At 65.3% G+C, this 20,629-nt stretch carries 12 protein-coding genes; 8 read left to right on the top strand and 4 right to left on the bottom strand.

Going from position 1 to position 20,629, the window contains the following annotated elements:
• Nucleotides 1-4 precede the first annotated feature (4 nt).
• Nucleotides 5-3,070 (bottom strand): formate dehydrogenase-N subunit alpha, encoded by a 3,066-nt coding sequence (fdnG, locus tag ACRSCF_RS15965; protein ID WP_080650104.1) that lies wholly within the window; start codon nt 3,068-3,070, stop codon nt 5-7.
• Nucleotides 3,071-3,425: 355 nt separating this feature from the next.
• Nucleotides 3,426-4,613, bottom strand: coding sequence for an AI-2E family transporter (locus tag ACRSCF_RS15960; RefSeq protein WP_046985511.1), 1,188 nt, complete (start codon nt 4,611-4,613; stop codon nt 3,426-3,428).
• A 231-nt stretch (nt 4,614-4,844) separates the two neighbouring features.
• Here ACRSCF_RS15960 and ACRSCF_RS15955 point away from each other — a divergent pair, with 231 nt between their 5' ends.
• The 5 genes from ACRSCF_RS15955 (at nt 4,845) to ACRSCF_RS15935 (ending at nt 12,497) form a co-directional block, all read left to right on the top strand.
• The gene (locus ACRSCF_RS15955; protein ID WP_016446856.1) at nt 4,845-7,724 is read left to right on the top strand and encodes a 2-oxoglutarate dehydrogenase E1 component; all 2,880 of its coding nucleotides are present in this window, start codon (nt 4,845-4,847) and stop codon (nt 7,722-7,724) included.
• A gap of 54 nt (nt 7,725-7,778) precedes the next feature.
• On the top strand, nt 7,779-9,044 hold the full coding sequence (gene odhB / locus ACRSCF_RS15950) for a 2-oxoglutarate dehydrogenase complex dihydrolipoyllysine-residue succinyltransferase (RefSeq protein ID WP_034363869.1): 1,266 nt from the start codon (nt 7,779-7,781) through the stop codon (nt 9,042-9,044).
• Between the two features lie 90 nt (nt 9,045-9,134).
• Nucleotides 9,135-10,562 carry a dihydrolipoyl dehydrogenase gene (gene lpdA, locus ACRSCF_RS15945; RefSeq protein WP_016446858.1) on the top strand — a complete coding sequence of 476 codons (1,428 nt, stop codon included), beginning with the start codon at nt 9,135-9,137 and terminating at the stop codon, nt 10,560-10,562.
• A 95-nt stretch (nt 10,563-10,657) separates the two neighbouring features.
• Nucleotides 10,658-11,761 carry a cell division protein ZapE gene (gene zapE / locus ACRSCF_RS15940; protein WP_016446859.1) on the top strand — a complete coding sequence of 368 codons (1,104 nt, stop codon included), beginning with the start codon at nt 10,658-10,660 and terminating at the stop codon, nt 11,759-11,761.
• A gap of 40 nt (nt 11,762-11,801) precedes the next feature.
• Nucleotides 11,802-12,497, top strand: a complete 696-nt coding sequence (locus ACRSCF_RS15935; RefSeq protein WP_026062213.1) for a hypothetical protein — start codon at nt 11,802-11,804, stop codon at nt 12,495-12,497.
• A 78-nt stretch (nt 12,498-12,575) separates the two neighbouring features.
• Here the strand turns inward: ACRSCF_RS15935 and ACRSCF_RS15930 are convergent, their stop codons facing one another.
• Entirely contained in the window at nt 12,576-13,349 is a 774-nt protein-coding gene (locus ACRSCF_RS15930) for a PP2C family protein-serine/threonine phosphatase (protein WP_026062214.1), read from the bottom strand.
• Between the two features lie 136 nt (nt 13,350-13,485).
• Between ACRSCF_RS15930 and ACRSCF_RS15925 the strand changes: the two genes are divergently transcribed.
• The gene (locus tag ACRSCF_RS15925; RefSeq protein ID WP_244386052.1) at nt 13,486-15,609 is read left to right on the top strand and encodes an ATP-dependent DNA helicase; all 2,124 of its coding nucleotides are present in this window, start codon (nt 13,486-13,488) and stop codon (nt 15,607-15,609) included.
• Here ACRSCF_RS15925 and ACRSCF_RS15920 read toward each other — a convergent pair.
• A complete protein-coding gene (locus tag ACRSCF_RS15920) occupies nt 15,572-16,363 on the bottom strand; it encodes an outer membrane protein assembly factor BamD (RefSeq protein WP_016446863.1) in 792 nt (263 codons plus the stop codon). The genes ACRSCF_RS15925 and ACRSCF_RS15920 overlap by 38 nt on opposite strands.
• 212 nt (nt 16,364-16,575) lie before the next feature.
• On the opposite strand from ACRSCF_RS15920, the gene dnaE reads away from it, so the two are divergent.
• The gene (gene dnaE / locus ACRSCF_RS15915) at nt 16,576-20,109 is read left to right on the top strand and encodes a DNA polymerase III subunit alpha (protein ID WP_017404787.1); all 3,534 of its coding nucleotides are present in this window, start codon (nt 16,576-16,578) and stop codon (nt 20,107-20,109) included.
• Between the two features lie 133 nt (nt 20,110-20,242).
• A complete protein-coding gene (clpS, locus tag ACRSCF_RS15910) occupies nt 20,243-20,620 on the top strand; it encodes an ATP-dependent Clp protease adapter ClpS (RefSeq protein WP_016454840.1) in 378 nt (125 codons plus the stop codon).
• Nucleotides 20,621-20,629 lie beyond the last annotated feature (9 nt).

Genomic DNA, 20,629 nt, shown 5'->3' with positions numbered 1-20,629 from the left:
CTCCTTAAACCTTTTCCACCTTCACAAGGAAGGTCTTGGATTCCGGGGTAAGGCTGTTGCCATCGCCCACCGATGCCGTCAGGTTGTTGGCCATGTAGCCCTTGCGGCCCGTCGACGAGAAGCCCCAGTGAATGGGCACGCCCACGTGGTGGATGGTCTTGCCATCGATCTTCATGGGCTTGATGCGCTTGGTCACCACGGCGGCCGCCTTGACGAAGCCGCGCTTGGAGCTGACCTTCACATGCTGGCCCGTCTCGATGCCCAGTTCCTTGGCCAGCGCCTCGCCGATTTCCACGAACTGCTCGGGCTGAACGATGTTGTTCAACTGAACGTGCTTGGTCCAATAGTGGAAGTGCTCGGTCAGGCGGTACGTCGTGCCCACATGCGGGAACTCGCTGGGCGAGCCTGCCGAATCCTTGGCGGAGTCGAAGATGCGGGCGGCCGGGTTGATGACAGCCAGCTTGTTGTCGGGATACATGGGGTTGTATCCCAGCGGGTTGTCGAAGGCCTCGTAGTGGGTGGGGAACGGTCCCTCGTTCATGCCCTTGCGGGCGAAGAAGCGCGCCACGCCCTCGGGGTTCATGATGAACGGATCGGTGGTCTCCGGCGGCATGGTCGGACCCATGTCGGGCACGTCGGCGCCGCCCCAGGCCTTGCCGTTCCAGCGGATCAGCGTGCGCTGGGGATTGAACGGCTGGCCGTTGCGGTCGCACGAGGCACGGTTGTAGAGCACGCGGCGGTTGGCCGGCCAGGCCCAGGCCCAGTTCAGCGTATTGCCTATGCCCGTAGGGTCGCTGTTGTCGCGTCGGGCCATCTGGTTGCCGGACGAGGTCCAGCAGCCAGCCCAGATCCAGCAGCCGCCCATCGTCGTGCCGTCGTCGCGCATCTCGCCGAAGCCGGCGAGCTGCTCGCCGGCCTTGCGGATGAGCTTGGTCGGGTCCTTGGGGTCGAACAGGTCCACCAGCGCGCGGCCGTTGTACTCCTTGGCGATCTCTTCCGAAGTCGGATGATCGGCATGGGCATACGGCCACCACAGCTTGGTGATCGGCTCGGGGAACTTGCCGCCGTCCTTCTCATAGGCCTGCTTCAGGCGCAGGTGCAGGGCCGACATGATGGCGATGTCGGTCTTGGCTTCGCCCGGGGGCTCGGCCGCCTTCCAGTGCCACTGCAGCACGCGCGAGGAACTGACGACGGCGCCGTCTTCCTCAGCAAAGCAGGTCGTGGGCAGGCGGAACACCTCGGTCTGGATGGATGCCGAATCCACGTCGTTGAACTCGCCGTGGTTCTTCCAGAATTCCGACGTTTCGGTGACCAGCGGGTCCATGATCACCAGGAACTTCAGCTTCTTGAGGCCTTCGCGCACATTGTTGCTGTTCGCAAGAGCCGCCAGCGGGTTGAAGCCCTGGGCGATGTAGCCGTTGATCTTGCCCTGCGCCATCATGTCGAACACCTGCAGCATGTCGTACTGCTTGTCCAGCTTGGGCAGGTAGTTGAAGGCCCAGTTGTTCTCGGCCGTGGCCGCCGGTCCCCACCAGGCCTTCATCAGGCTCACGTGGAACTTGGGCGTGTTCGACCAGTAGTTCATCTGGCCCGGGCGCATGGCCTTGGGCGTGCGCGCGTCGATGTACTTCTGGTAGTCCTGCTCGCCCTCGTTGGGCAGCGTCAGATAGCCTGGCAGCGAGGCAGACAGAATCCCCAGGTCCGTCAGGCCCTGGATGTTGGAGTGCCCGCGCAGCGCATTCATGCCGCCGCCGGCCACGCCGATGTTGCCCAGCAGAAGCTGCACCATGGCGCCCGTGCGCAGGATCTGCGCACCCGTGGTGTGCTGTGTCCAGCCCAGTGCGTACAGGATGGTTGCGGCGCGGCCCGGCACTGCCGTCGAGGCCAGCTTCTCGCACACATGCAGGAATTTTTCCTTGGGCGTGCCGCAGGCGCTCTCCACCTTCTCGGGCGTATAGCTGGCGTAGTGGCGCTTGAGCCATTGGTACACGCAGCGCGGATGCTGCAGGCTGGCGTCCACCTTCACGTAGCCATCGGCGTCGAGTTCATAGTCCCAACTGGACTTGTCGTACTTGCGGGTCTGCGGGTCGTAGCCCGAGAAGATGCCCTCGTCGAACGCAAACTCCTCCTTCACGATGTACGAGAAGTCGGTGTAGTTCCTCACGTACTCGTGATGGATCTTGTCGTTCGTCAGCAGATAGTTGATCACGCCACCCAGGAACACGATGTCCGAGCCCGACCGGATGGGGGCGTAGAAATCGGCCACGGAGGCGGAGCGGTTGAAGCGCGGATCGACCACCATGAAGTGCGCACCGTTGTGCTCCTTCGCTTCGGTCACCCACTTGAAACCGCAGGGATGTGCTTCAGCGGCATTGCCGCCCATGATCAGGATAACGTCCGCGTTCTTGATGTCGACCCAATGGTTCGTCATCGCTCCACGGCCAAACGTCGGGGCAAGACCTGCCACCGTCGGGCCGTGTCAGACACGTGCTTGGTTATCGAGTGCGAGCAGGCCCCAGGAGCGGGCCACCTTGTGTGTGACGTAGCCGGCTTCGTTGCTGGAGGCCGAGGCGGCCAGCATGCCGGTGGTCAGCCAGCGGTTCACCGTCTGGCCCTTGTCGTTTTGCTCGACGAAGTTCGCGTCGCGGTCGTCCTTGAGCAGCTTGGTGATGCGGGTCAGCGCCTCATCCCAGGACATGCGCTTCCACTCGGTGGAGCCGGGCGCGCGGTACTCGGGATACTTCAGGCGGTGCGGGCTGTGGACGAAGTCCAGCAGCGATGCGCCCTTGGGGCACAGCGTTCCGCGGTTGACGGGGTGGTCGGGATCTCCCTCGACGTGGATCACCGACAGCTTGGCGTTCTTGACGCCATCGCTCAGCGAATACATCAGGATGCCGCAGCCTACCGAACAGTAGGTGCAGGTCTGGCGGGTGACCGTGGTGGCGGCCAGCTTGAACTGGCGCACTTCAGCCAGGGCGGCCGTGGGCGAGAAGCCCATCAACGCCAGGCTGGATCCGGCCAGAGTCGAACCAGTCACTTTCATGAACTGGCGTCTGGAGAATTGGACCATGTGGGGTACCTTCTAATAGAAATTGACGCTTGTAAGCAAATTCTACGAGTGCACCCCGAAAACAATCCGGGAAATAACCCTTAATCCCGAGTCGGCCTGTGCGGCATTCATGCGCGGCCTCCCCGCTGCACCTTGCTGCGCGGGGCTTGCCGGCCCGGTGTCCGGCTGATTCATCAGTTGAATTGATTATCTGGTTTGAAGGCTTCGGATATTTTGTTTTATATCAATCCGGTATTCATTGGCTGGCTGAATGGCATCGATCAATACAGTCTATTGGGTGAATGCGAACCATTTGCGTCGATTGAATTGCCGAATGGGGTTTTTGGCCTCCCCCGGGAGCGGAGGCCGGGGTGGATCAGCGTGCCGGCGGGCCCGGATCGCGCGGGGCATGCTTGAGGCCCAGATCATCCGACGTCTGATATTCAGCATGCGCCAAACCCGTCTTGTTCACCGATGGGTTCACCGTTTGGGCCATTTGGCGGCGCCTTTCCTCATCCTGCAGTTGCATGCGCGTGAACATGTCCCAGATTGCCATGAACAGCGCCGCGATCACGGGTCCTATCACAAAACCCGTCAGTCCGAAGAGAGCCATGCCGCCCAGTGTCGAGATCAGCACGATGTAGTCGGGCATCTTGGTGTCCTTGCCCACCAGCAGCGGGCGCAGCACGTTGTCCACCAGTCCGATCACCAGCACGCCGTAGGCGATCAGGATCAGGCCCTTGCCCATGTCACCGGTGGCCAGGAAGTAGATGGCCACCGGCGCCCAGATCAGGCCGGCGCCCACGGCGGGCAGCAGCGACAGGAACGCCATCACCACGCCCCACAGCACGGGCCCCTGGATGCCCAGAATCCAGAAGATCAGCCCGCCCAGCGCGCCCTGGGCGGCCGCCACGGCCAGGTTGCCCTTGACGGTGGCGCGGATCACGGTGGTGAACTTGCTCGACAGCTCGGCCTTGTGGTCGGACTGCAGCGGGATGGCCATGCGGATGCGCTGTGTCAGGTCGCGGCCGTCACGCAGCAGGAAGAACAGCAGGTACAGCATCACGCAGAAGCCGACCAGAAACCCGAAGGTGTTCTGGCCTATGCCCAGCGCCTTGGTGGCGACCAGCTTGGAGGCCTGCATGGCGATGCTGGACAGCTTGTCCTGCAGCTCGGCCAGCGAACCCAGGTGCAACCTCTCCAGCCAGGGTGTGACCCAGGAGGGCAGGGCGTCCATGATCTGTTGCACATAGGTGCCTGCATCCAGGTTGCCGCTGTTGACGCGCTCATAGATCAACGAGGCCTCGCGCACCAGCGAGGCGCCGATCAGCGCCAGCGGCAGGATGGCCACCACCAGGCACAGCAGCAGGGTGGACAGGGCGGCGAGATTGGTGCGCCGTGGCATTCGCGCCAGCAGGCGCCGGTGCAGCGGCGAAAACAGGATGGCCAGGGCGACGCCCCAGAAGATGGCCCCCATGAACTCCCAGAGCACGGCACCGAAGCCTATGGTTGCCGCAATCAGCAGCAGCATGAAAGTGCGTTTGTGTAGGGGCAGCAGGTTCATCTGGCGGTCCGTTCGGAAGATGCGCCAATGTACGCGACTGCGGGAACTCCCGGAGAGTTCAGGTAATCACTTGGTAACTGCCCTGCTGCGATGTTTGAACGGTGGCACAATGGCGGTCGCAACCAGGCCCTTCCCCAGCCACAGTCGCATCCGCCAATCGGTACAGCCGTGTCGCGGAAGGTTCCACAAACCAGCTAATGCCTCCCTCAGGGAGGCTGAGGTCAGCGCAATATGAGCGATCAGACGTCGGTCTACCAAGCCTACCAAGGCAATACCTACCTCTTCGGCGGCAATGCCCCCTACGTCGAAGAAATGTACGAAAACTACCTGGCCAATCCCGGTAGCGTGCCGGATTCCTGGCGCGAGTACTTTGATGCACTGCAACATGTGCCCGCAGTCGATGGCACCGACGCCAAGGACGTTCCACACCAGCCCGTCATCAACGCTTTCGCCGAGCGCGCCAAGCAAGGCGGCACCAAGGTGGTCGTGGCCTCCGGCGCCGACTCCGAGCTGGGCCGCAAGCGCACCGCCGTCCAGCAACTGATCGCCGCCTACCGCAATGTCGGCGCACGCTGGGCCGATCTGGACCCCCTCAAGCGCACCGAGCGCCCCGAAATTCCCGAGCTGGAGCCGTCGTTCTACGGCTTCACCGATGCCGACCAGGAAACGGTGTTCAACACGAGCAACACCTTCTTCGGCAAGGAAAGCATGTCCCTGCGCGAGCTGATGAACGCTCTGCGCGAAACCTACTGCGGCACCATCGGCTCCGAGTACATGTATGCCACGGACCAGACGCAAAAGCGCTGGTGGCAGCAAAAGCTGGAAACCAGCCGTACCAAGCCCAGCTTTGATGCCAGCCGGAAAAAGCGCATCCTTGACCGCCTGACGGCTGCCGAAGGCCTGGAACGCTACCTGCACACCAAGTACGTCGGCCAAAAGCGCTTCTCGCTGGAAGGTGGCGAGAGCTTCATCGTCGCCATGGACGAGCTCATCAACGCTGCCGGCCAGAAGGGCGTGCAGGAAGTCGTGATCGGCATGGCCCACCGCGGCCGCCTGAACGTGCTGGTCAACACCCTGGGCAAGATGCCCAAGGACCTGTTCGCCGAGTTCGACCACACCGCCCCCGAGGACCTGCCCGCCGGTGACGTGAAGTACCACCAGGGCTTCAGCTCCGACGTGTCCACCGCAGGCGGCCCCGTCCACCTGTCGCTGGCCTTCAACCCCTCGCACCTGGAAATCGTCAACCCCGTGGTCGAAGGCTCGGTGCGCTCGCGCATGGACCGCCGCGACGACCCGCACGGCAAGCAGGTGCTGCCCGTGCTGGTGCACGGCGATGCAGCCTTCGCCGGCCAGGGCGTGAACCAGGAAACCCTGGCGCTGGCCCAGACCCGTGGCTACACCACGGGCGGCACGGTGCACATCATCATCAACAACCAGATCGGCTTCACCACCTCCGATCCGCGCGACACCCGCTCCACGCTGTACTGCACCGACATCGTCAAGATGATCGAGTCGCCCGTGCTGCACGTCAACGGCGATGATCCGGAAGCCGTGGCGCTGGCCGTGCAGCTGGCCCTGGAGTTCCGCATGGAATTCTCCAAGGACGTGGTCGTGGACATCGTCTGCTTCCGCAAGCTGGGCCACAACGAGCAGGACACCCCCGCGCTGACCCAGCCGCTGATGTACAAGAAGATCGGCGCCCACCCCGGCACCCGCAAGCTGTACGCCGACAAGCTGGCCGCACAGGGCCTGGGCGAATCGCTGGGCGACGACATGGCCAAGGCCTACCGCGCCGCCATGGACGAAGGCCGCCACACCGTGGACCCGGTGCTGACCAACTTCAAGAGCAAGTACGCCGTGGACTGGAGCCCGTTCCTGGGCAAGACCTGGACGGACGCCGGCGACACCGCCATCCCGCTGACGGAATGGAAGCGCCTGGCCGAACGCATCACCACCATCCCCGAGACCGTGACGCCGCACGCGCTGGTCAAGAAGGTCTATGACGACCGCGCAGCCATGGGCCGCGGCGAAGTCAACGTGGACTGGGGCATGGGCGAGCACATGGCCTTCGCATCGCTGGTCGCATCGGGCTACCCCGTGCGCCTGTCGGGCGAGGACTGCGGCCGAGGCACCTTCACGCACCGCCACTCGGTCATCCATGACCAAAAGCGCGAGAAGTGGAGCGAAGGCACCTACATCCCGCTGCAGAACGTGGCCGACAGCCAGGCTCCGTTCACCGTCATCGACTCCATCCTGTCCGAAGAAGCCGTGCTGGGCTTCGAGTACGGCTATGCGTCGAACGACCCCAACACCCTGGTGATCTGGGAAGCCCAGTTCGGCGACTTCGCCAACGGCGCCCAGGTCGTGATCGACCAGTTCATCGCCTCCGGTGAAGTCAAGTGGGGCCGCATCAACGGCCTGACGCTGATGCTGCCGCACGGCTACGAAGGCCAGGGCCCCGAGCACAGCTCGGCCCGCCTGGAGCGCTTCATGCAGCTGGCCGCCGACGCCAACATGCAGATCGTGCAGCCGACCACGGCCAGCCAGATCTTCCACGTGCTGCGCCGCCAGATGGTGCGCCCGCTGCGCAAGCCGCTGGTCATCATGACCCCCAAGTCGCTGCTGCGCAACAAGGACGCCACCTCGCCGCTGTCCGAGTTCACCAGCGGCGGTTTCCAGACCGTGATCCCCGAGCAGGACGAAGCCGTCGTGAAGAACGCGGCCAAGGTCAAGCGCGTGATCGCATGCTCCGGCAAGGTCTACTACGACCTGGTCAAGAAGCGCACCGAGAAGGAAAGCAAGGACGTCGCCATCATCCGCGTCGAGCAGCTGTACCCCTTCCCGCACAAGGCTTTCGCCGCTGAACTGAAGAAGTTCGGCAACGCCACCGACATCGTCTGGTGCCAGGACGAGCCGCAGAACCAGGGCGCCTGGTTCTTCGTGCAGCACTACATCCACGAGAACATGCTCGATGGCCAGAAGCTGGGCTACTCCGGCCGCGCTGCCTCGGCATCGCCCGCCGTGGGTTACGCCCACCTGCACCAGGAGCAGCAAAAGGCCCTGGTGGAAGGCGCGTTCTCCAAGCTCAAGGGTTTTGTCCTGAACAAGTAAGGCAGCCCCCACCCGCTACGTATCAGTACAGAACACTTTTGGAAAGAATCACAAATGGCTATCGTTGAAGTCAAAGTTCCCCAGCTGTCCGAGTCCATCGCTGAGGCCACCATGCTGACCTGGAAGAAGAAGGCCGGCGAAGCGGTTGCAGTCGATGAGATCCTCATCGAGATCGAAACCGACAAGGTCGTGCTCGAAGTGCCCGCGCCCGCCGCTGGCGTGCTGGCCGAGATCGTGCAAGGTGACGGCGCCACCGTGGTGGCCGAGCAACTGATCGCCAAGATCGACACCGAAGGCGTGGCCGGTGTGGCCGCTGCTGCTCCTGCCGCAGCCGCCGCTCCCGCTGCCGCAGCGCCTGCTGCTGCTCCCGCCGCTGCTGCTGCCACTGGCGGCAGCAAGGGCGATGTCGCCATGCCCGCCGCTGCCAAGCTGCTGGCCGAGAACAACCTGTCGGCCGCCAACGTGGCTGGCTCCGGCAAGGATGGCCGCGTGACCAAGGGCGACGCCCTGGCCGCCGTCAAGGGCGGCGTGCAGTCCACCGCTGCCGTCATCCCCACCGGCGTGCCCACCAAGGCGCTGCCCCAGGTGTCGGCTCCCGCTGCCAAGGAAGACCTCAGCGGCCGCCCCGAGCAGCGCGTGCCCATGAGCCGCCTGCGTGCCCGCGTGGCCGAGCGTCTGCTGCAGTCGCAGTCCACCAACGCCATCCTGACCACGTTCAATGAAGTGAACATGGCCCCGGTGATGGATCTGCGCAAGAAGTTCCAGGACGCCTTCACCAAGGAACACGGCACCAAGCTGGGCTTCATGTCCTTCTTCGTCAAGGCGGCCGTGCACGCCCTGAAGAAGTACCCGGTGCTCAACGCATCCGTGGACGGCAACGACATCGTCTACCACGGCTACTTCGACATCGGTATCGCCGTGGGTTCGCCCCGTGGCCTGGTGGTGCCCATCCTGCGCAATGCAGACCAGATGAGCTTCGCCGACATCGAAAAGAAGATTGCCGAATTCGGCAAGAAGGCTGCCGAAGGCAAGCTGGGCATTGAAGAAATGACCGGCGGCACCTTCTCCATCTCCAATGGCGGCACCTTCGGCTCGATGATGTCCACCCCCATCATCAACCCGCCCCAGTCGGCCATCCTGGGCGTGCACGCCACCAAGGACCGTGCCATGGTCGAGAACGGCCAGGTCGTGGTGCGCCCGATGAACTATCTGGCCATGTCCTATGACCACCGCATCATCGACGGCCGCGAAGCCGTGCTGGGCCTGGTGGCCATGAAGGACGCGCTGGAAGATCCTTCGCGCCTGCTGTTCGACCTGTAATTCCACAGGGTTCGACACGACGAAAACCCACCCTTGGCCGCGCGCCCTGCGGTGGGTTTTTTCATGCATCACAGACAAGAGATTCCTGAAATGAGCAAGCAATTCGACGTCATCGTCATCGGCGCGGGCCCTGGCGGCTACATCGCCGCCATCCGTGCCGCGCAACTGGGCTTCAACGTGGCCTGTATCGACGAGTGGAAGAACGCCGCCGGCGGCGCCGCTCCGGGCGGCACCTGCACCAACGTGGGCTGCATTCCCTCCAAGGCCCTGCTGCAGTCGTCCGAGCACTTCGAGCACGCCAACCTGCACTTTGCCGACCATGGCATCTCCACCGGCAAGGTCGAGATGGACGTGGCCAAGATGATCGCCCGCAAGGATGCGGTCGTGAAGCAGAACAACGACGGCATCCTGTACCTGTTCAAGAAGAACAAGGTCACGTTCTTCCACGGCCGTGGTTCCTTCGTCAAGGCCGTCGAAGGCGGCTACGAGATCAAGGTCGCCGGCAAGGAAGAGGAAGTGCTGACGGGCAAGCAGATCGTGGTGGCCACCGGCTCCAACGCCCGCGCTCTGCCCGGCGTGCCCTTCGATGAAGAGAACATCCTGTCCAACGACGGCGCCCTGCGCCTGGGCAAGGCCCCCAAGAAGCTGGCCCTGATCGGCGCCGGCGTGATCGGCCTGGAAATGGGCTCGGTATGGCGCCGTCTTGGCACCGAAGTCATCGTGCTCGAAGGCATGGACAAGTTCCTGCCCGCCGTGGACGAGCAGATCGCCAAGGAAGCCAAGAAGGCCTTCGACAAGCAGGGCCTGAAGATCGAGCTGGGCGTGAAGATCGGCGAAGTCAAGTCCGGCAAGAAGGGCGTGTCCATCGCCTACACCAACGCCAAGGGTGAAGCCCAGGCGCTGGAGGCTGACAAGCTCATCATCTCCATTGGCCGCACGGCCAACACCGCCGGCCTCAATGCCGAGGCGGTGGGCCTGGCCCTGGACGAGCGCGGCTGCATCGTGGTCGATGACGACTGCAAGACCAGCCTGCCCGGCGTCTGGGCCGTGGGCGACGTGGTGCGCGGCCCGATGCTGGCGCACAAGGCCGAGGAAGAGGCCGTGGCCGTGGCCGAGCGCATCGCCGGCCAGCATGGCCATGTGAACTTCGGCACCATCCCCTGGGTGATCTACACCAGCCCCGAAATCGCCTGGGTGGGCCGCACCGAGCAGCAACTGAAGGAGCAGGGCGTCAAGTACAAGGCCGGCACCTTCCCCTTCCTGGCCAACGGCCGTGCGCGCGCCCTGGGCGACACCACGGGCATGGTCAAGTTCCTGGCCGATGCCGAAACCGACGAGATCCTGGGCGTGCACATGGTCGGCCCCATGGTCTCGGAGCTGATCTCCGAAGCCGTGGTTGCCATGGAGTTCAAGGCATCGAGCGAAGACATCGCCCGCATCTGCCATGCCCACCCCTCGCTGTCCGAAGCCACCAAGGAGGCTGCCCTGGCAGTCGACAAGCGTACGCTGAACTTCTGAGTGCCAGGCTAGCCATCTAGCCAATCCGAGACCTGAAAGCGCTTGCTCTGCAAGCGCTTTCAGCTTCTGAATACATAGCAAATGGTTGATGCTGCATGAGCGTTTCAGTGCGAGAGGCCTACGAGGCCGAACTGGTAGCCAAGGGCTTTCACAGTGATCCTGCGCAACTGCGCGCCGTCGAGGCGCTGCAGCGCTGTGCCGACGACTGGACGGTCTACCGCCAGCGCCGCTCCAACGCCTTCAAGAAGCTCATCAACCATCCCGAGATCCCCCGTGGCGTCTACATGTACGGCGGGGTGGGGCGCGGCAAGAGCTTTCTCATGGATTGCTTCTTCAACGCCGTGCCGCTCAGGCGCAAGGTGCGCCTGCATTTCCATGAATTCATGCGCGAGGTCCACCGTGAACTCGCCGTGCTGCAGGGCACCCAGAACCCGCTGGACGTGCTGGGTGCGCGCATCTCCAAGAAGTACAAGCTGATCTGCTTCGATGAATTCCACGTGGCCGACATCACGGACGCGATGATCCTGCACCGGCTGCTGGTGTCGCTGTTCGCCAACGGCGTGGGCTTTGTCACCACCTCCAACTTCAAGCCCGACGAGCTGTACCCGGGCGGCCTGCACCGCGACCGCATCCTGCCGGCCATCGACCTGCTCAACGAGCGCATGGAAGTCGTCAACGTGGACAACGGCACGGACTACCGCCGCCGCACGCTGGAAAACGCCAGGCTCTACCACACGCCGCTGGGTGCCGAGGCCGATGCGGCCATGACCGAGACCTTCGACAAGCTGGCCGAGGTCAAGGACGAGGACCCGGTGCTGCACATCGAGGCGCGCGAGATCCGTGCGCGCCGCCGCGCCGGTGGCGTGGTCTGGTTCGACTTCCGCGAGCTGTGCGGCGGCCCGCGCTCGCAGAACGACTACCTGGAGATCGCAAGCCAGTTCCATACCGTGCTGCTGTCCGATGTGCCCTATATGCCGGTCAACATGGCGTCGCCCGCGCGGCGCTTCACCTGGCTGGTGGACGTGCTGTACGACCGCAGGGTCAAGCTGGTCATCTCGGCCGCCGTGCCGCCCGAGCAGCTTTACACTGAGGGCCCGCTGGCCCATGAGTTCCCCCGTACCGTCTCGCGCCTGAACGAGATGCAGTCCAAGGAATTCCTGGCGCTGGAGCGCCGCGTGGTGGATACCAGCCTGACCTGAGGCAGGTGGCCGCGCCTGGCGTCGTTTGCCGGACCTGTACATGCTGAAACTGCCCACCTCTGCTTTTGTCCTTGTGAAGAAACTGCCCGTTCCTTTGGGCGCCGCGCTGGCCTGCCTGGCCTTGGCGGGCCCGGCCGTGGCGGCCGATGCCGCGCGGGAGCCTGGCCAGGCGGCCAGGCAGGCCCAGGCCGAACGCAAGGCCGCGCGTGCCGACATCGCAGCCCAGCGCGCCGTCATCGAGCGCCGGCGCACGGCCCTGGAGTCCGAGTGCTACCAGCGCTTTGCCGTGGAAGACTGCCTCAAGCAGGCGCGCGAAGAGGCCCGTGAGCAGGATCGTCCGCTGCGCGAACGCGAGCTTCAGATCAACGACGAGGAGCGCAAGGAGCGCGCCGTCCAGCGCCTGGAAGACATCGAGGCCAAGAAGGCGCAGAAGGCAGCCTCCACCATGGAGGCCAAGGAACGGCCGCCGGCCGTGCAGCGCGATACCCAGGCCCTGCGCGCGCAGCGCGCCCAGGAGGCGCAGCAGCGCGCCGCCCAGCAGGCCAGCCACCAGCGCGAACGGCAGGCCCAGATGGAGCAGCGCCAGTCCGCCCAGGAGCAGGAGCGGCGCGCGGCATCGCGTGCGCAGTTCGAAGCCAAGCAGAAGGAAGCGGCCGAGCGCAAGGCCCGTGCCGCCGAAGCGGCCCGCGAGCGCGGTCCCCAGGCTGCGCCGCTGCCGGTGCCGCCTGCTCCCTGATCCTTTTTTTCTCTGCCACGCGCCAACAGGCCAACCGGGTGGGGGCTGGCGTGAGGGCCTGGATGCTCCAACCCCGGTTCAAGCCGTCTGGGCCGACTCCAGCGCCTCGAGCTTGAGCACCACCAAGGACAGGTTGTCGCCCCCGCCCTGGGCGCGCACGCGGGCCTTGTCGATGAGGAACTCCGTGGCCTCGCGCGGAGTGAGCGCGTTGAGCACGGTGCCCAGTTCCTCGGCCGTGTAGTAGTGCCAGACGCCATCGCTGCAGGCCATGAGGGTGGTGCCCGGATACACGCGCTCGATCACATGGTGGCTCATGGGCGGTTCGGCCTCGGTGCCCAGGCAGCCCAGCAGGATGTTGGACTTGGGGTGCACATGGGCCTCGAATTCGGTGAGCTCTCCCCGGTCCACCAGCGACTGCACATAGGAATGGTCCTTGGTGCGGTGGACCATGGTCGCGTCCTGGTAGTGGTAGATGCGCGAATCGCCCGAATGCACCCAGTGGCAGCGGCCCTGGGGCAGCAGGACGAAGGCGGCGATGGTGCTGTGCGGCTCCTGCTCGGCCGAAATGGCGGTCAGACGGATCACCGTGTGCGACTCGCGCACGATGCTCTCCAGCAGCGCTGTGCAGTCCTCCTTGCCCGGCTCGAAGCGCTCGAACAGCTGGCGCGCCGTGAGCATGACCTGGTCGGAGGCCTTGCGCCCGCCGCTGCGCCCGCCCATGCCGTCGGCCAGAACGCCCAGCAGGCAGCCGTGGACATACGGGTGGGCCATGAGCATCACCTGGTCTTGCTGGTATTGCCTGTCACCGCGATGGATGCCTGTGGCGGCTTGGAGTCGGTACGCTGGCTGCATGGTCTCTGGTTTGGTGGGCTCTTGGGGCGGTGGATGGGCACACCAGTGGCATGGCGCATATTATCGGAGCGCTGCCCCCGGTGCCGGCTCGCCCGGCTCCCGTGGCGCTGTCTTTTTCAACAACCGGACCTGTCCTGTGCATTCCCTGACCGCCGCCGTGCAGGCGGCCTTCGCCCCGCAAGGCCTGCTGTCGCGCGCCGAGGCGCAGTTCCTGCCGCGTGAAGGCCAGACCCGCATGGCCCTGGCCGTGGCCCAGGCCATCGAAGAGCGCCAGACCCTGGTCGTGGAGGCCGGCACGGGCGTGGGCAAGACCTATGCCTATCTGGTGCCGGCCCTGCTCAGCGGCCAGCGCGTGCTGGTGTCCACGGCCACGCGTGCGCTGCAGGATCAATTGTTCGCACGGGATCTGCCGCGTCTGGTGGCCGCCCTGGGCATGCCGCTGCGCATGGCGCGCCTCAAGGGGCGCAGCGCCTACCTGTGCCTGGAGCGGCTGGAGCGCGTGCGCCAGGGCCGCACGGCGCCGCAGGACCCGCAGGTGCTGCGCAGCGTGGCCCTGGTCGAGCGCTGGGCGCGCACCACGCGCACAGGTGACCTGGGCGAGCTGCCCGCGCTGGACGAGCGCTCGCCCGCGCTGCCCCTGGTCACCTCCACGCGCGACAACTGCCTGGGCTCGGACTGCCCGCACTGGCAGGACTGCCATGTCAACGTGGCCCGCCGCACCGCGCTGGACGCCGACGTGGTGGTCATCAACCACCATCTGATGTTTGCCGACCTCGACGTGCGCGATTCGGGTGTGGCCCAACTGCTGCCCAGCGCGGGCGTGGTGGTGGTGGACGAGGCCCACCAGCTCAACGACACCGGCGTGCAGTTCGCTGGCCTGAGCCTGTCGGGCCAGCAATTGACGGGCTATGCCCGCGATGTGCTGCGCGCCGGCCAGGAACTGGCACGCGGCATGGCCGACTGGATGATGCTCTCGGCGCGTGTGGAGCAGGCACTGCGCGAGCTGCGCCTGGCCGCAGGCAAGCCCCCTGTGGGCGGACGTCTGTCCTGGCAGGGCGTGACGCCGCAGGGACTGGACGCCCAGAGCTGGCGCACGGCCCTGGTCACGCTGGGGCGCAGCCTGCGGGCGCTGGTGGAGCCGCTGGTGCAATTGCAGGTCAGCGATCCCGAACTGCGCAGGCTGCTCGAGCGCGGCAGCGAACTGCTGCGGCGCCTGGCCACCTTCGCGGCGGCGGCCGTGCAAGACACGGTGCGCTGGCTGGAATTGGGTAGCCAGCAGATGCGCATGCTGGAGTCTCCGCTGACCATTGCACACATCATGCGCACGCGGCTGCTGGGTCCGACGCAAGAGCAAGAGCATCAGGAAGGAAGCGGGCAAGACGCCGAGCCGCAGGAAAACGCACCCACCGCCGCGTACGAGCCGCCAGCGGGCACCGCCTGGATCTTCACCTCTGCCACGCTGGGCGACGACGAGCGGCTGAGCTGGTTCACCGAGCCCTGCGGACTGCGAGAGGCCCAGGTGCTGCGCGTGGACAGCCCCTTCGACTATGCGCGGCAGGCGGCGCTTTATGTGCCGCGGCCTTTTGCCGAGGCAGGAAGCCCGGCCCACAGCGCCGAGGTGGCACGCCTGGCGCTGGATGCGGCCCAGCGCCTGGGCGGCCGCACCCTGGTGCTGACCACCACGCTGCGTGCCCTGCACGCCATAGGCGACACGCTGCAGCAGTCGCTGGGGCTGTTCGGTGAACTCGATGTGCTGGTCCAGGGGCAGGCGCCCAAGCTGACCTTGATCGAGCGCTTTGTTGCAGCGGGCGAAGGCAAGGGCGCCAGCGCGGGGCGCGGCTGCATTCTCGTGGCATCGGCCACTTTCTGGGAAGGGGTGGACCTGCCTGGCGATGCGCTGCAGCTGGTGGTCATCGACAAGCTGCCGTTTCCGCCGCCCGACGATCCGCTGGTCGAGGCGCGTTCGCGCAGTCTGGAATCCGTGGGCCGGCAGGCCTTTGCCGACTACATGCTGCCCGAGGCCGCGATGGCGCTCAAGCAGGGCGCCGGGCGCCTCATCCGGCGCGAGACGGATCGCGGCGTGCTTGTGGTCTGCGATCCCAGATTGACCGCCAAGGGTTATGGGCGGCGGCTGCGCGCTGCGCTGCCGCCCATGCGGACCCTGGAGGACGAGGCGGCCTTTGTTCAGGCCCTGCAGGCGCTGGCGCAGCCTGCGCCGCAGGTCACCACAGTTTCCACCACGACTTCTGCTTTGCCGTGACGTCCTTGTCGGCGTCCTGGCCGTACGAGGCGGTCAGCACGCGCTGCGCATCGTCACGCAGCTGGGTCATGCCCAGTGCATCGTATGAGTTCACCAGGATCTGCATGGCCTCGCGCACGGCGGGCACGCCCTGGTAGTCCTTGACGGCGGTCTGCGCACGTGCGATGGCGGCCACGTAGGCGCCGCGTCCGTAGTAGTAGCGGGCCACATGGACTTCGTACTGCGCCAGCGAGTTGACGATGTACTGCATGCGCAGCCGCGAGTCTTCGGCGTAGCGCGACTCGGGGAAGCGCGTCACCAGCTCGCGGAATGACTCGAAGGAGTCCTTGGCGGCCTTCTGGTCGCGCTCGGACAGATCCTGGCGCGACAGCCAGGAGAACATGCCCAGGTTGTCATTGAAGTTGACCAGGCCCTTGAGGTACAGGGCGTAGTCGGTGGCGGGGCTGGCCGGGTGCAGCTTCAGGAAGCGGTCCAGCGTGGCCGTGGCCTGGACCTTGTCGCCGCTCTTGTACTGGGCATAGGCCTTGTCGAGCTGGGCCTGCTGGGCCAGGGGCGTGCCGGCGGCACGGCCTTCGAGCTTCTCGAACAGCGGAACGGCCTTGTCGAACGCACCGGACGCGGCTTCGTCGCGCGCCTCGGTATAGATGCGGTCCGGGGTCCACTTGGCAGTAGGGTCTTGTTGCGTACTGGAGCAGGCTGTCAGGACGCCTGCGACCAGCACGGCGGGAACGATGGACAGGGGAATACGCTGCATGGTGGACGTTTCTCGGGCAATCGAAGGGCGGTGAGAGGGTTGGCGGGCAGGGACGCGGGCCGCGCTGAGGGGCCGCATGAAGCCTGATTTTCCCGCAACCGGGCCGAGGCATTGTAACGGCCTGCGATGCCCGCCCCGCAGGCGGGGGCGGCGGCAAAGGCATGGCCGCGAACGGGTCCCGGCATTGCGGAGCTTTCTACAATGGCGCCCATATGTTTGTCCATTTGCGCCTGCACACCGAATTTTCCGTCGTGGACGGAACCAACCGCATCAACGCCATCGTCAAGGCCGCCGCCGAGGATGGGCAGGTCGCACTGGCCGTCACAGACTTCAACAACCTGTTTGGCGGCGTCAAGTTCTATCGCGAAGGCCGGGCCAAGGGCGTCAAGCCCGTGCTGGGCGCGGAAATCCAGATCGAGGGCGAAAACGGCGCCGCGATCTCGCGCATCATCGTGCTGGTGCAAAGCCCGCTGGGCTACCACAACCTGTCCGAGCTGCTGGCCCGGGGCTGGACCCGCAATGTGGTCAAGGGCCAGGCCGTGCACACATGGGCCTGGCTGCAGGAGCTGGGCGAAGGCCTGATCGTGCTGGCCGGCGCCCAGGCCGGCCCGGTGGGCCAGGCACTGATGCGCGGTGACGAGGCCGGCGCAGCAGCCGTCGCCCAGCGGCTGGCGAGCATGTTCCCGCACCGCTTCTTCATCGAGCTGCAGCGCGCAGGCCGGCCTGACGACGAAGCCCATGTGCTGGCCGCCGTGCAACTGGCCGATCGCCTGAACCTGCCCGTGGTCGCCACGCACCCCATACAGTTCTTCGGCCCCGACGACTACGAAGCGCACGAGGCGCGCGTGTGCATCGCCGAGGGCGAGATCCTGGCCAACCCCAAGCGTGTGCGCCGCTTCACGCGCGACCAGCATTTCAAGACCGTCGCGCAGATGCAGGCGCTGTTCGCCGACATTCCCAGCGCCATCGCCAACACCGTGGAAATCGCGCGTCGCTGCAGCCTGACGCTGGTGCTGGGCAAGCCGCAGCTGCCCAACTTCCCCGTGCCCGAAGGCATGACCATGGACGAGTTCTTCCGCCAGGAGTCCTTTGCGGGACTGGAGGAACGCCTGGTCCATCTCTATCCCGACCCCGCCAAGCGCGAGGCCCAGCGCGAACGCTATGTCGAGCGACTGGAGTTCGAGATCGGCACCATCCTCAAGATGGGCTTTCCGGGCTACTTCCTCATCGTGGGCGACTTCATCAAGTGGGCCAAGCTCAACGGCTGTCCCGTGGGTCCGGGCCGCGGATCGGGCGCCGGCTCGCTGGTGGCCTACGTGCTCAAGATCACGGACCTGGACCCGCTGGAATACAACCTGCTGTTCGAGCGTTTCCTCAATCCCGAGCGTGTGTCCATGCCCGACTTCGACGTGGACTTCTGCCAGGCCAACCGCGACCGCGTCATCGACTATGTGAAGCAGCTGTACGGCCGCGACGCCGTCAGCCAGATCGCCACCTTCGGCACCATGGCCGCGCGCGCGGCCATCCGCGACGTGGGCCGCGTGCTGGACATGAGCTACACCTTCTGCGATGGCATCTCCAAGCTCATTCCCAACAAGCCTGGCCTGCACGTCACGCTCAAGTACCCGCCCAACCCCAAGAAGGAGGGCGACAAGTACACCTACGCCATCGAGGCCGAGCCCATGTTGGCCGAGCGCATCGACAAAGAAGAAGACGTCAAGACACTGATTGAAATGGCCCAGAAGCTCGAAGGCATGACACGCAACATTGGCATGCACGCGGGCGGCGTGGTGATTGCCCCGGGCAAGCTGGCCGATTTCTGCCCGCTGTACCAGCAGCCGGGCAGCGACTCGGCCGTGGCCATGTACGACAAGGACGATGTGGAGGCCGTGGGCCTGGTGAAGTTCGACTTTCTGGGCCTGGCCACGCTGACCATCCTGGAGATTGCGCGCGAGTTCATCATCAAGCGCCACAAGGGCCAGGAGAACTTCGCATTCGAGAACATCCCGCTGGACGATGCGCGCACCTACCAGCTGTTTTCCGAGGGCAAGACCGAGGCCGTGTTCCAGTTTGAATCGCGCGGCATGCAGGGCATGTTGCGCGACGCCAAGCCCAGCCGGCTGGAAGACCTGATCGCCCTGAACGCCCTGTACCGCCCGGGACCCATGGACCTGATTCCCAGCTTCGTGGCGCGCAAGCACGGCAAGGAAGTGGTGGAGTATCCGCATCCGCTGGTCGAAAAGGTGCTGGCCGAAACCTACGGGATCATGGTCTACCAGGAGCAGGTGATGCAGACCGCCCAGGTGCTGGGCGGCTACTCGCTGGGCGGCGCCGACCTCTTGCGCCGTGCCATGGGCAAGAAGAAGGTCGAGGAAATGGTCATGCACCGCGGGATCTTCCGCGAGGGCGCGGCCAAGCAGGGCATCAGCGAGGAAAAGGCCGACGAGGTCTTCGACCTGATGGAGAAGTTCGCGGGCTACGGCTTCAACAAGTCGCACGCCGCCGCCTACTCGCTGCTGGCCTATCACACGGCCTGGCTGAAGGTGCACTACACGGCCGAGTTCTACTGCGGGAACATGACCGTGGAAATGGACAACACCGACAAGCTCAAGGTGCTGTACGAAGACGCGCTCAAGATGGGCATCAGCTTCGAGCCGCCGGATGTCAACCGCGGCATGTACCGCTTCGAGCCCGTCACCGACAAGGTCATACGCTATGGCCTGGGTGCCATCAAGGGCACGGGCCAGCAGGCCATCGAGGCCATCATCGCGGCCCGTGAAGGCCGTGGCGTGGGCCCGCGCGGCGCCGACAAGGGGCCGTTCAAGAGCCTGGCCGACTTCTGCGTGCGCGTGGACCGCACGCGCCTGAACAAGCGCACGCTGGAAGCCCTGATCAAGGGCGGTGCCTTCGATGCCATCGAACTGAACCGCGCGGCCCTGGTGGCCTCCATCGACCATGCCTTCGAGTTCGCCAACAAGACGCTGGCCAATGCCAACCAGGGCGGGCTGTTCGACATGATGGGCGAGGACGCCGTGGGCTCCAGCACCCAGGAGCCGCCCCTGGCCGATGCCTTGCCCTGGGGCGTGAAGGAGAGGCTGACCCAGGAAAAGACCGCCGTGGGCTTTTACCTGTCGGGCCATCTGTTCGACGAGGTCGAAAAGGAGGTGCGCCGCTTCGTGCGCACGCCGCTGGCCGAGCTGCGCGACAGCCGCGAGCCCCAGACCCTGGCCGGCATCATCAGCGACTTCCGCGCCATCAACGGCCAGCGCGGGCGGCTGGGCCTGTTCAAGATCGATGACGGCTCGGGCGTGATCGAGGCCTCGGTGGACGAGAACACGCTCAATACCTATCGCGATCTGCTCAAGGACGACGAATTCGTCGTCATCACCGGGCGCCTGCAGCTGGACCACTTCAGCGGTGGCCTGCGCATGAAGGCACAGCAGCTGTTCAACCTGGCCGATGCGCGCTGCCGCTTCGCGCGCTACCTGCAGGTCAGCGTGGGCGAGAAGATGCCCGACGTGGTCGGCCTGCTGCGCCAGTTTCCCGCCGTGGTGGAGCAGGGCGAGCATGGCGAGCTGCAGCGCGGCATGAAAGTGCGCCTGGGACTGGTCTGCGAGGACGAGCGCGGCTCGGCCAGCTGCGAGCTGGCCCTGGGCGATGGCAGTCGCTTCTATCCCAGCGACGCGGCCCTGGCCGCCTGGTATGCCCAGGCGGGCAGCGCCCAGGTCAAGGTGGTCTACGAATGACGCGCAAGGTGGTGCAGCGCCCGTTGGCGGCAAGCAGGCACTGCTTTGGTGCGTGCTGGCCAGGCCGGGCAGGCGCCGCGCTTGAATTCTTCAGGCACGCCTCGCATATCCCTTCCGGAAAACAGTGGCTCCGATGGCTAGAATGATTTTCATGGCAACCCAACCCCCTTCGACCCCTCCTGCCATTCCCACAGTGCGGCCCGTGTCCGATGACGACGGCGCCGTGGTGCTGGAGCGGCGGCGCCAGCGCGTGCAGCCGCCGCAGATGTACCAGGTCGTGATGCTCAACGATGACTTCACGCCCATGGAATTCGTCATCATCGTCCTGCAGGAACTCTTCGGCAAGGACCGCGAAACGGCCACCCAGATCATGCTCAAGATCCATCTCGACGGCCGCGGCGTCTGCGGCGTGTACTCGCGCGATGTGGCGGCCACCAAGGTCGAGCAGGTGCTGCAGGCCGCCCAGAAAGCGGGCCATCCGTTGCAGGCCATGTTCGAGCCTGTTGAATAAACCCGGGCC

It is taken from the genome of Delftia sp. 11MD (assembly GCF_050907895.1).
GTDB lineage: Bacteria > Pseudomonadota > Gammaproteobacteria > Burkholderiales > Burkholderiaceae_C > Comamonas > Comamonas tsuruhatensis.
This window is presented reverse-complemented; position numbering and strand designations above follow the sequence as displayed.